At 51.9% G+C, this 11,783-nt stretch carries 15 protein-coding genes; 7 read left to right on the forward strand and 8 right to left on the reverse strand.

Annotated features, from left to right (window positions below):
- Positions 1 to 211, reverse strand: a 211-nt coding sequence (locus L1065_RS15265) for a hypothetical protein (RefSeq protein WP_237096372.1), incomplete at its 3' end; no start/stop codon positions are given.
- A gap of 184 nt (positions 212 to 395) precedes the next feature.
- On the opposite strand from L1065_RS15265, the gene L1065_RS15270 reads away from it, so the two are divergent.
- Positions 396 to 875: a hypothetical protein gene (locus tag L1065_RS15270; protein WP_237096373.1), complete on the forward strand. Its 480-nt coding sequence runs from the start codon at positions 396 to 398 to the stop codon at positions 873 to 875.
- 23 nt (positions 876 to 898) lie between these two features.
- Positions 899 to 1,978 (forward strand): DUF4123 domain-containing protein, encoded by a 1,080-nt coding sequence (locus L1065_RS15275; protein ID WP_237096374.1) that lies wholly within the window; start codon positions 899 to 901, stop codon positions 1,976 to 1,978.
- 122 nt (positions 1,979 to 2,100) lie between these two features.
- Here the strand turns inward: L1065_RS15275 and L1065_RS15280 are convergent, their stop codons facing one another.
- Both L1065_RS15280 and L1065_RS15285 read right to left on the reverse strand, forming a co-directional pair.
- Positions 2,101 to 3,273 (reverse strand): hypothetical protein, encoded by a 1,173-nt coding sequence (locus L1065_RS15280; protein WP_237096375.1) that lies wholly within the window; start codon positions 3,271 to 3,273, stop codon positions 2,101 to 2,103.
- A 2-nt stretch (positions 3,274 to 3,275) separates the two neighbouring features.
- Positions 3,276 to 3,677 carry a hypothetical protein gene (locus tag L1065_RS15285; protein WP_237096376.1) on the reverse strand — a complete coding sequence of 134 codons (402 nt, stop codon included), beginning with the start codon at positions 3,675 to 3,677 and terminating at the stop codon, positions 3,276 to 3,278.
- Between the two features lie 88 nt (positions 3,678 to 3,765).
- On the opposite strand from L1065_RS15285, the gene L1065_RS15290 reads away from it, so the two are divergent.
- On the forward strand, positions 3,766 to 4,659 hold the full coding sequence (locus L1065_RS15290; RefSeq protein ID WP_237096377.1) for an IS1595 family transposase: 894 nt from the start codon (positions 3,766 to 3,768) through the stop codon (positions 4,657 to 4,659).
- 362 nt (positions 4,660 to 5,021) lie between these two features.
- Here L1065_RS15290 and L1065_RS15295 read toward each other — a convergent pair whose 3' ends face one another.
- The 5 genes from L1065_RS15295 to L1065_RS15315 form a co-directional block, all read right to left on the reverse strand.
- Positions 5,022 to 5,492 (reverse strand): hypothetical protein, encoded by a 471-nt coding sequence (locus L1065_RS15295; RefSeq protein ID WP_237096378.1) that lies wholly within the window; start codon positions 5,490 to 5,492, stop codon positions 5,022 to 5,024.
- Between the two features lie 2 nt (positions 5,493 to 5,494).
- Positions 5,495 to 5,641: a hypothetical protein gene (locus tag L1065_RS15300; protein ID WP_237096379.1), complete on the reverse strand. Its 147-nt coding sequence runs from the start codon at positions 5,639 to 5,641 to the stop codon at positions 5,495 to 5,497.
- Between the two features lie 84 nt (positions 5,642 to 5,725).
- A complete protein-coding gene (locus tag L1065_RS15305; protein ID WP_237096380.1) occupies positions 5,726 to 6,397 on the reverse strand; it encodes a type VI secretion system Vgr family protein in 672 nt (223 codons plus the stop codon).
- Between the two features lie 482 nt (positions 6,398 to 6,879).
- Complete coding sequence (locus L1065_RS15310) at positions 6,880 to 7,383, reverse strand: ATP-binding protein (RefSeq protein ID WP_237096381.1); 504 nt, start codon at positions 7,381 to 7,383, stop codon at positions 6,880 to 6,882.
- 162 nt (positions 7,384 to 7,545) lie between these two features.
- Complete coding sequence (locus L1065_RS15315; protein WP_237096382.1) at positions 7,546 to 7,785, reverse strand: hypothetical protein; 240 nt, start codon at positions 7,783 to 7,785, stop codon at positions 7,546 to 7,548.
- A gap of 203 nt (positions 7,786 to 7,988) precedes the next feature.
- Between L1065_RS15315 and L1065_RS15320 the strand changes: the two genes are divergently transcribed.
- The 4 genes from L1065_RS15320 to L1065_RS15335 all read left to right on the forward strand — a co-directional run bounded on the left by L1065_RS15320 (position 7,989) and on the right by L1065_RS15335 (position 11,275).
- Positions 7,989 to 8,459, forward strand: a complete 471-nt coding sequence (locus L1065_RS15320; RefSeq protein ID WP_237096383.1) for a contractile injection system protein, VgrG/Pvc8 family — start codon at positions 7,989 to 7,991, stop codon at positions 8,457 to 8,459.
- Positions 8,366 to 9,643, forward strand: a complete 1,278-nt coding sequence (locus tag L1065_RS15325; RefSeq protein WP_237096384.1) for a type VI secretion system tip protein TssI/VgrG — start codon at positions 8,366 to 8,368, stop codon at positions 9,641 to 9,643. The genes L1065_RS15320 and L1065_RS15325 overlap by 94 nt, the downstream gene beginning before the upstream one ends.
- Entirely contained in the window at positions 9,643 to 10,293 is a 651-nt protein-coding gene (locus L1065_RS15330; RefSeq protein ID WP_237096385.1) for a hypothetical protein, read from the forward strand. The genes L1065_RS15325 and L1065_RS15330 overlap by 1 nt, the downstream gene beginning before the upstream one ends.
- Before the next feature lie 280 nt (positions 10,294 to 10,573).
- Positions 10,574 to 11,275, forward strand: a complete 702-nt coding sequence (locus tag L1065_RS15335) for a hypothetical protein (RefSeq protein ID WP_237096386.1) — start codon at positions 10,574 to 10,576, stop codon at positions 11,273 to 11,275.
- Positions 11,276 to 11,783 lie beyond the last annotated feature (508 nt).

The following is an 11,783-nucleotide window of genomic DNA, read 5'->3' on the forward strand; positions in this document are numbered from 1 at the left end:
ACTGCTCGCTCTGCAACTGGAGCGAGGCAGGAAGCGGATGGAGAAATGCATGCGCGGTGTTGGCTCCAAGAAGCGAAATATCAGATGCCGTTGAGGTCATCGCCACCAGGGACACCTTATGTGCCATCTGGGCAAGGGCTTGGAAGAACCATTCGTCAATTCGCTCGCTATGGTATGGTTTGCAATAACCCAGCGCCACCAGCTCAGCCATGCTGGAACATAGGCCTAGACGTTGTATGCAGCCGACGAGGTGGACCCATCGCATATTATTTAGGATTATTACGCACCAATAACATCAGGGGCATCGTGCGCTGGCAGCCAATCCCTCAAGAAGCGGCTGCGGAACTCGACCGTGCTATGCGAAACTTGGAAGACTGATCAAAAGGAGAAATCAGATGCAGGACCTATCAGAAGAAGACCGCGCCTATCTGACCAGAATGATGGACCTATCGCACACCCTTATTCTCGCGGCACACGACGATGCTACAGGCGAGGAAGCCGAACTGAACTATGATATGGAAACGCTTTTTGAAATTATCGATAAGCAGCTCACAATCGTGGTGACCCGTGAAGACCCGGATGGCTTTGAAATTTCACTGGCCCCGCCTGACGCGTTTCGCCTTCTCATACCAACAAAGGACAAACTCGGTATCATTGCCGAAGGCATAACACCGCGCGAATTTTATCGTGTTGTCCTAGCAATTCTCGAAGCGTTCCCCCAACAACACAGGCTCTATGTGAACTATGCTGACATAGGCTACGCATGGCTGCGCACGGACCTGCCCGAAGACGAAGCCGTTTTGCACATGATCACCCACGACGACGGTGTCCGTGCCACGCTCGGGCTGCCAGCCTATGATCACAGTCAGTGGTGATTTGAATTTGTGGAAGGTGACGGATGGAACATCAAATAGCCGTACAGGACTTTGAGAATATTCTTGAAGCGTGGCTCGATGATAATCGACAGAGAGGCGTGGGCTCGTTTTTGGCTCTAGATGGAAGCTGGCAATCAGATTTGGTAGAACTTGTGCGCAGCCAAGATGCCGGATGGCTTCCGCTGACAGGCCTGCCGCAAGATGACAAGCATGAGGCACATATGCGCGCTCCTCTGCTTGTAGATCTGAGTCTGCGGCCCGATGTCATCCCAATTTGGTTGCGCGACGGCGTAGATAAGCGCCTTGGCTTAGCGATCTTCAGCACGCTCGATATCGCAGCCCTGCGCATCAGCCTAAAGCGCTTTCAGTCCGTGATGCTGCCTGACAACGACCAGCCCGTATTTTTTCGGTACTTTGACGGGCGCACTTTTGATTGCTTTATGCGCACAGGTTTTCCCGAACAATGGGCCGATTTCTTTGACGGCATTGAAGGGATTGCTGCCATTACAGATGTTTCAGTGGGCTGGACCAATTATGTGTTTAGCAACGGATCCTTGCAAATTGGGGTGCTGAACACCACCAATTGGGTGACGGAATGGCACACACTACCGTATGAACCGCCCGAAGATGACACCTACCGAATTGCAGACCCTTTCCGCACAATCGGGGCGCATCAATACGCAAGGCTGATGGACTGTTGTCGTCAGGCGTTCCGAATTGAGATCACAAATTTCATCCTGAATGCATTTCCAGATATGCCCGATTGTCAGAATCCAGATGCGGTTCTGGCATTCGTGGCTGAAAACGAAAAGCAGTCTATTGCACTTGGCCATGAGAACGAAGACGCTGTATTCCTTTGGTGCGTTTGCGCGTTTCTCTTTGGTCCCCTGTTTTTTGAGGACGACGAACTGGCGCCGTTTATGCGCAATACCAATATTGAAATTGTTGCACGGCTTGAACAGCTCCTTGAGGCTGCAAATGCTGACTTGGACAATGCGAAATTGTTGGACCTCATAGATACTCAAGAAACCTATCTAGAATACGAGGATGGTACCAAGATTGCGTTTCGGAACCGATCGGGAAAACCTATACCAACGTCGTAAGGTCACTCCGCATTTTCACCAAGCAGGCCAACGCTTGCATGGTGTCGCTGCTTCTCAAAAAAGACACGCAGTGGAAAGGGCAGTGCGCATATCTGGGGCATTTGGTGATGGCTAGCCAATGTTTAAAGCCCATCCTTTGAACATAATGTGATATGCGTTACTGCATCCAAGTCGGGCAATTTCGAGAGATCGGGAGATCGGGGCTGCGCACTGTTTTGGATACCTTGCCTTTCGGCATAGATTTTTTCTCTCAATTGCTCGCGGTGATTGGCCTTCAGCTCAACCACAAGACGTTCATTGTCCCATTGCATGGCTGAAGGGAATAGCTCGGCAGTTTGTTCAAACCCTGCCGCAAATCCTTTGTTCTTTGAAAAGGCCTTAAGACTTTCCCGAGGCACCGATTTTCGGCCCCCAATGAGCAGAACAGAGCCTTCCGTTTCGCCGAGACAATGGTCCCCAGAAATGTGTCGAACCTGAGCTTGGCTCATATCCCAAAACCCAATACGATACTTTTTCGAGTAGAAACTTTGAGACGTCATTCTTGTAAAACCACGATCACGGTCTTGATCCTTCAAATATTTATGAGTTGCCAAGATAGCATCTGTGTAGAGATTTCGGTCGGTTCTGTCAGGTTGACCAGATCGGTAAACATTGGCCAGCCGCCTACGATATTCATCAAAAGTCAGCACATCTTTGATATCCTTCGAATAAGGTTCCAAATACCGGCCGACAAGATCAATCGCCTCACATGGTACTGCTTCAAGGCGCTCAATCACCTTGTAGGTTACTTCATCAGCTATTTGCTCGCCCGTTACCCCGCTAACCAGTTTGTGGATGTTACGCACCTGCATTTGCATCGGCCCAAAGGATAAACTGGACTGCAAATCGGATCCATTCAGCTTATATACTGTATGGTCCAACCATCGCCGCCATTTAGGGCGGTTAAAACTCTCGACGCCAATGATTGCGAGGGCAAAGTACGCATCTAGAGGTCCAGTATAATTACAGAATTCAAAGGCAGTAAAATCGAGCGAAACACTTGAGTTTACCACAACTCTGCGGCCCAATTCCGCATCATAAATTGTGTTGTTGGACGTTCTAGTTCTGAGATGCGGCACCGATCTTGCTGACGCGAACACCAATGCCTCAAAACCTCGTTGCGAGTAAGTAAGTCCTGTAGTTCGATCAACCAAGCTTGCTGAGATATCGGACCCGTCCTTTAGAGCGGAAAGAAGCCCAATTGAGCCAATTAGCAAGAACCCTATAAACGAAATAAATGCTGCACGTACTATCATTCTTATGCGCCAGACAGCGTTGCAATTAAGGAAGCTACAACACCGGTAACAATCGCCGCCAGAAGTGATCCAAATGACTCCCTCCAAGCTGACACCCGAACACTAGCTGGCATATTTTCTTCAACTTCTTGTGGATGCCAAAGCCTTCGACCCGCTCTAATGCCAGCTACCCCTGAGCCTGAGAACGACAGGCTGAAAAGTAGAGCGGACGCCAGAACAAACCCAAAGTCATATTCAAACAATAGTAGTTGCGGAAACCGTATCGACGGCCAAGCAATGACAATTGTTGCGAGTAGAATTCCACAGAACACCGATAGCTCAAGGCCGGCAAGAGCTGGTTTGAGCTCCTCTTTCTTTTGCTCGTCCGATCTGGAGAAGGTTTTTGCAATGCCAACGTATAGCAATCCACCGATAACAGCGGGGACTAAGTGCTATATCAATATATGGGGTTTATCCCCTGACGCAAGTAAGTTGATTTGCTATTTATGGTGCATGGAAAAGAGCAAATCAGCATCCCCCGATTTTAGTGTGCGCGACTTCTTCAAGCGTTTCCCCGATGATGAGGCTTGTCTAGAGCACATCTTCAAGGTTCGTTTTGGCGAGCGTCACGTATGTCGTGCCTGTGGTGTTGAGAGCACCTTTCACCGCACGGGTGAGCGTCGTGCTTGGGCTTGCGCCTCTTGTGGGGATCACGTCTATCCCACGGCTGGCACCATCTTTCAAGACACTCGCACACCGCTGCAATCGTGGTTTTATGCGATTTATCTGTTTGTTTCGACACGCCACGGCGTTTCTGGCAAAGAACTGCAACGCCAGCTTGGCGTGACCTACAAAACAGCTTGGCGCATCGGAAACAAAATCCGTGAGCAAATGAGCAATCATGACGCTCAAGTGCTGCTTTCGGGCCATGTAGAAATTGATGAAGCCTATGTGGGCGGCAAGCGCCCTGGCAAACGTGGTCGCGGCGCGGCCGGCAAGACCATTGTGATGGGCTTCAAAGAGCGTGGCGGCAATCTTGTCACTGAAATTATCCCGAACGTGAAAATGAACACGTTGCGGGAACAGACCCTTAAGAACGTTGAGGCTGGCACTACGGTATCAACTGATGAACTGCTTTCTTATGGCTTACTGAAAATGGAAGGCTACACGCACGGTGCTGTTAAGCACGGACAAAAGCAGTGGGCAATCTATGACTATGAGACGCAACAACTACACCACACGAACCACGTGGAAAGCTTCTGGCGTCACTTCAAACATTCAATTCGCGGCACACACGTTTCAATCTCGCAAAAGTGGATGAAGCGTTATCTTGATGAGTTCACTTTTCGGGCGAACCATCGGGATGAAGTGAACCTGATGTTTGATCGTCTGGTTGCGGCGTTTTAATAACAATTGAGGCGGTGTTTTCGAACTCTGCCCCCGCAATTGACGCCACTCCACGGGCTTCTTCTTGGGCGATAAACTCTTGTAATCGCCCGTTTTCAACGGCTTCACGCAAGGATAACATGCTGGGCTCGCTCCTAGAATATTGACTCACAATTGACTGTAATGCATACAATACCTCAACGCAAACGGGGAAGCTTTTCGACTTCCCCGCAAAGTGACCCTCCCAATGGAGCCTGCACTCGGATAGCCATGCAAACGCATCGCACACCGACTGGGAACTCTCTAATGGCTCCATATGGTGCCTCCTAGAAACTTTCCTCGCAGCTCCCAGTGCGAGATCTGGCCTGTGGCAAACAGGAAGTTCAGAACGACCAGTTCGTTCTTTCGTTTGATGAGGTTACTGCCTCATCGGTTTCTGAGCCGCCCAAGGGCGGCTCATTCTCTTTGGAGGTAGCGCTAGGCAGACCCCGCATTGCTTGCCGCATTTCTGCTGCATCACGATATGCTTCATAGTCAGCAGGAATGGGAGCTTTATCCAGTAGTTCTCGCCCCATTTCTGACATAATGAACTGCTGATCAATCTCTCCCTGCATGTCACCGTCGGCGATTACGTCGCGCACCACGTCACGAATGTAGCGGCGGTCAATGTCAGTATCGTGCAGAACCGTAAGGTGCGTTTCAATTTGCTCAATAGTGCAGACCTGCTTGGATACTAATGTGTAAATCGCACGCTTTTTCGCGCCAAGACGCATGCGACGCTTGGGCAACGCCTTAGTTGCAGCACTTGAAGCGTCATTCTTGGGGTCAAAGATGGCCACAAGCCGCTCAGCCACTCCTAGGCTTGCGGTTTTTTCAGCCAGTTTACGTTGTGATTCAGCAAGTTCTGCCTTAATGCGGCAATCTCGGCCTCGCAAGCGCGTACAGCTTCACGCTCAGCCTCAACGACTGCTTGCGCCTCTGCCATACGATCTGCTTGTGCCATTGGAATCACCAAACCTCTAAATATGGTGTTCGTTACGCAGGCCGACGCTATAACTGTCAACGGTCTTAGGGCCGCAGCGTGTGACTAAGCTGTAAAACTTGTCTCAAGGGGATAAACCCTTTTGAAGTTGTATTCGGTCAGGCGCACAGCCCCCGTGGCAATCCGGCGCGCAGAGGACCAGGTCCGAAAATGCTCCTGTTCATGGCGATGATAGCCCTCGGCGACGTAGAATGGCCGGCTGCCGCCCGGGATCATCGGCAGGGCGATTTTCGCATCCGTGAGCAGCATCGTGTGCGATCCCGTCTCGTGGCGCCAGGACCACGTGATGCCGTGGCGCTCCAGCTGACGGCGCACGAAGTCCGCGTCGCTCTCGCCGTATTGCACGGTGTATTCGAGCACGGGATAATCCTCACTGACCTGCACATCCAGATGCGGCGTGCTCAGATCGGCATAGTCCGACAGCACCTCCTCCACGATCTGGATTGCGGTCTTGTTATGAAAGATCCGCATGTTGCGTCGCAGGCCAGCCACATGCAGCCAAGGCCGCAGGATCAGATCATAGCGCCAACCGTTCTCAAACGCGCCGCGCGCTTCGGCCTCCACCACGATGCCGTCAAAGGCGCGGGTGCCTGTGGCGTGGTCAATCTCAACAGTCACGTGCGTGCCCAAAAGCGCGTGCAGATCAAGCCCCGCATCAGGCGACAAAGCCTCAACCCGCCACTCAAAATCCCCCGACAGCTCCTCAGTGCCATTCATCCGCAACAGCACCAGCTGTCCGCGCCCAGCGATGTCGTAAGCCGGCCCTGTCGGTCCTGCTGGCTGAAGTGACTGTTCATGACGATGTCCAATACATGCAACCTAAAGATGAAATTGTAACGACCAATCCACAGAAATGGAATCTGCTTGTACTTTTTCGCCAACTGCGTGGAAAAACCTCCCTAAGGCCTTTCACTGTTTATGATCTAGCGCGCCGAACATCAGCGCACCCGCAGTAAAACGACACACTTGTATACTGAGTGTGAACTCACATCGGTTGGTGTCCTGCATCTTACACAAATGTCAGCAATGCGGGCTGCAACCGCAGCATTTTAAGATCAGAATAAAGGTCCAGTATCGGCCGAGAGTTGCCGATGCCAGCAAACTCATTTGATTTAGAACACATTGGTACAAGATGCAGCGAACGACGGGTTTGAGCCCTCTTTACCGAATGCTGCACCATCAACGAAGGTCCGGTTTGCTCACAGTTTTGCGTCAACATGATGCAACACGATATTGAATCCTTCCTCTGGTGAAGGAGCGACGAAGTGTTTTGAAATTTGCCGGAATTGCTCTTCGGTTGCCGCGAACGGATGATCACCTTGCGCATTACGAGCATGAAGCCGTGCTATACAGACTTCGTCAGGGACATCTAAAACGTGAAGTTTGTGTGCTGCCTTTGTCTGTTCCAAGATGCCCCGCATCCAATCACGCGAAGCAATGGTGTTCGCTTGGAAGTCCAAAACGACTGAAATTCCCTCTTTTAGCAATGAGACGACGTGTGGTCCCATGACCTCGCGAAACTTTGACATGCACCGCATGTAGTCCTGTATCGACGCCATTTCTTGAGAAAAAAGACCATTCAGCCACTCATCTTCAGCAACCACAATAGTTCCAACCGTACGACTAAGTTTGGCAGCCAGAGTGGACTTTCCAGAAGCAATTTTTCCGCACAACAAGTGCAGAGTTGGTGTTGTCGAGGACATGTGAATAACCTTGTTCAGCGCGACGTGCGCAGTTGACGTTTAAAAACGAGTTAGCCCGGCCCGGTTTTCAGACCGGGAAGGTAATTCGGTTTTGGTCCTTACGACCAAAGTTCTGAGCGAAGGTCTTCATGCATCTTTAGTGACACGTGGGGTTCCTATTGTCTATCGATGAAGCAGACCTTGGCGCAGCCGCAGCGAAATGGAGCTTTGTCCGCATAGCAGACTTTTGAAAGCTCTGCGATGGATGTCCGGTACGGGGGCTTTTCCGAACTTCATTTTCCGGCTGTTCTGACGCAGCATTTCTTCGCGCTTGTTGCAGGATCTTTTCGAATGCAAAGAGCTTCTTGCCAAACCGGCCATTGGATCGAGCATAATCAGGTGGCAACCAAACTGGCCACTCATTGCGGCTTGATTGAACCGTCAAAAGCGGGGTTTGCAGCCTTTCGCTGCGTCTGCGCCACCCTCGGCTTTCGCGCTAGGCCATTCAACAAACCGTGGTTTTGGTCTGCTTGTTCAGCACGATGGAAACAAAGTTGAAATAGCTTCCTTTTCGGAAGGGAAGCCGTTAACTTTCTCTTATTAGTTGTATTTTCAGGTCTCTTTTTATGAACAGTCATTTCAGCCAGCAGGATCGTCAGGGGCGGCTCACGACGACGCTCGGCGCAAGCACTTTGGTGCTGCTGCGCATGGACGGCACTGAGGAGCTGTCGGGGGATTTTGAGTGGCGGGTTGAGGCTTTGTCGCCTGATGCGGGGCTTGATCTGCATGCGCTTTTGGGCACGCACGCGACTGTTGAGATTGACCACGCCACAGGCACCCGCGCGTTCGACGGCATCGTGGTGGAGGCCGAAGCGCGCGGCGCGTTCGAGAACGGTTGGCGCTATGATCTGGTGCCGCGCCCCTGGCTTCATGTGGCTGGCCTGCGCCGTAACATGCGGATATTTCACAACAAAACCGTTATAGACATCGCGCAGGACGCGGCGTGGTCAGCACGCGACTGGACGCAGAACGCGGCCAAGCGCCCCGCCACCGTGCGATGGGCGATGTGGTCAGTTTGGGCGCAGGTTGGCGCGTGACTCTGGCGGGTGACGATGTGGCGGATGCGACGGGGCGCACGTTCGTATGCCTGAAGGCCGAGCACCGTTTCCGCGCGCAAGGATTTGGCTCAGGCGACGCGGGCGGCGATGAGACGCCCTACGACGGCGCATATGTGCTGATCCCCGACGACACGCCGCTTCGGCCCGAACGGCGCACCGTTGGACCACGGGTGCAGGGCCCCGAAACGGCCGTGGTCGTGGGCGACGGTGAGATCGATTGCGACGAACACGGCCGCATCCTGGTAAAGTTCCACTGGGACGACGTCGCCGCCCACACCATGCGCGTGCGGGTGTCGCAAAACTGGGCGTCCAAAGGATGGGGCGGCATGGTCATCCCGCGCTTCGGCATGGAAGTGATCGTCGAACACCTGCGCGGCGATCCCGACAAGCCGATTGTGACGGGGTGCGTGTATAGCGGCGCGAACAAGCCGCCGTATGAGTTGCCAAAACATAAGACGCGCTCAACGTTCAAGACCGATACGCATCAGGGTACGGGGTTTAATGAGCTACGGTTCGAGGATGAGAAAGGGCGCGAGGAGGTCTATTTACACGCACAACTTGATCAAACCGTAAAAGTCCGAAACCATCAGACCAATCGCGTGGATCGTACAAAAATTGAATCCATAGGTGCAGCAAGCCTTCGCGAAGTGCGTTTGGTCGATGTACAGAACATCGGGATGGACATGACGATAAATGTAGGCACGGGCCCCCATGGTGGATTTGTGCGCAAACCGCTTACTGACAATGTGCAGGGTATACGGCTTGCTGCCTATGATTTTGAAAAGTCCTTTCCGGACCTAACCGGGCGGGGCAACTATGCGCTGACCGCAACGTCGAGTGTTGCAATGTCCGCAGGCACAACGTGGCAAACCAATGTTGGAGGCGAGGCGACTTTGACATATGGAGCCAGCCTTTCTCAATCTGTGCAAGAAAATGTTCGCCAAACAGCAGGTAAAAACCACTCTCAAGTTGTTGGCGCAAAATACCGGTTGGATGCCCATGAGGCGATTCATCTACGCTGCGGTGCAGCCGAAATCATTATGAAATCTGATGGGACAATTTTGATAAACGGCAAGGATATGGCGACCAATATGTCCGGTAATATCAGCGAAGAAGCTGCAGGAGATATTGCATTGAATGCCAGTAAAATCGGTTTGAATTGATGGGCAAAATCTTCTCTTTGAAACGACTTGCTCTGTTGGTCCTTGTTTTGGGGACGATTTCGGTATGGGGCATGGCGTCCTATTCTTCTGGAAAAAAGGATACAGCCTTGAAAAGCCACCTCACAATTTACGTTGGAGAAGATCTGTTGAACAACGGTGGAACAGTCATCGTCGGGTCTGTGCCTATTCCAGAAGCAGAATGGCGCGCGCTTGAAGGTCTTAATCTGGCCGATGATGACACTTCCAACGCGAAACGCGCACATCTCGCGAAGCACGACCAGCTTTTTGGCGTCCAGATTTTTGGCCCCGTCAGCTACATCGAAATGTATTATCCCGAAGGAGGCACTTTTGGTTTCAACTTGGTGCCTGACTACCGGCTTTCGACCCCTAAAAGATTGGTCACTGAACGTATCTTGGTTGGTGATGGTGGATGGTATGACCGCACGAATGACAGGCGGCATGATTGGCCTGATGTTTCCGTCATTCACCTGTCAGGCCCTGCAGCAACGAAAGCGAACAGTAGGCTGGTGCGTGCACTCGGAAACAACATATTGAATCTCAATCCTGATATGCGGCGATTTAAGGGGGCCATTGTCTACACACCTACTGACCAACAGCTAAAAGAAGGCACTTGGGGGGAGTATCAGTGAGCACGATTACACTGTGTACAAGATCGTTCCACCCTGATGAGAATTTCGGGTTAGGTGGTCTGGGGTTTGAGGGCGACAATCGTGGCTTTTCGTTTAGTTTAGCGGCGACCGCCCGCATTTATCACATAATGACAGTCAATCTGCAGTCGGGGATCACGGAGTCTGTAATCTGCGACTCTGATCATTCTGCGAACGCCGTGGTCCATCATGCATTGAATGCAGCGGGCTCGGCGGCTGAAAGAATTTCGCGCATACCGATTGATATTCCAGATGCCCCCCCATGGAAAACGACTATTCTCAGCCACGCAAAAAACCACGTCACTCCGAGCCTACGAACATCACGGCATATCGTGTTGATGGCGAGCAAACCGTGAATATCACGGTCATCTATGCTGGTAAAAACTTTGCTTTTTACGGGGCTGATAGTGATCTCGGTCATGCCGTTTTAGGTGGACCACTTTCAAATGAGGCTGCAGATGATCCAGGGAGTGGGGCAATCCTGGGTGGTTGGGTTCCCTATAACGGCGTCGTTCCAGATCTTGATGTGACCAATCAATTTTTCTTGATGTTGGACCGCACTAACGGAAAAGCCAATATTCAAATGACCATGACAGGTGATGGTTTTCCCAATGCCGAAAGCTTTATTCTTGGGAGTGGAGGCGCCGTATTGGGTCTTGCCACTCATATCCGAACAGGCACGGCATTGACACAATTACCGGGCGGGCGCGCAATACGAATGTGCATGACCCAACTCAGTGACGTCGATTGGTCCGAGACAGATGCCTTGGGGTCTTCTGCGACAGCGAATGCGGTTCATGATTATATGTCTTACAGCACGACTGATGTGGCTGAAGGCAGCATCGGTCGCTCTGCGTTGAATGATGCTCATTTAAAACGAGTGGCAAGTGGCAATTTCTTGAGGCAGGTCCAAGACCACATTCCCCTTCGGACGTACAGAAATCACGAATGGCTGTTTGAATAACGGTTGCGATACACATGCGCGCCTATTGAGGCTGCGTCAATATTGATGGCATCCTAGCTGTCCGCCAAGGCGACACTTATGCGCCGCACCCCTGTCCAGCTTGCCCACAACCGCCACACCAGCGCAACTTATCGTCACGATCACCCACTTTGTTGATCAATAAATAAGGAGGCGGGACGCGTAGGAGATCCTATCAACTGCGGTGGAGCAAATTCGACCGGATCGGGAAATGTGTTAATCGGTGGCAACGCCTCAACTGGTATGACGCGGGCTCCATTTGCGGAGAGCTGTGAAGACGCAGCGAGTAAAGGAACCTAAAGCATGGCAGGGCCTGCAGCAGCACCAGTTTGGTAGTTATTAAGTGCTGCGGCACAGAGACTCCTGCCAAGGCGTGTTCCAATACCTGCACCAAACCCAATGCGCTCCAACACCAATTTCTGCGCTGCAACCAATCCCGAAGCACCGCCTCAAACCACCCCTCGATATTTAGCCCAAACTTGGGCAGGGG

This window comes from Nereida sp. MMG025 (assembly GCF_021654165.1).
Classification (GTDB): Bacteria; Pseudomonadota; Alphaproteobacteria; order Rhodobacterales; family Rhodobacteraceae; genus Nereida.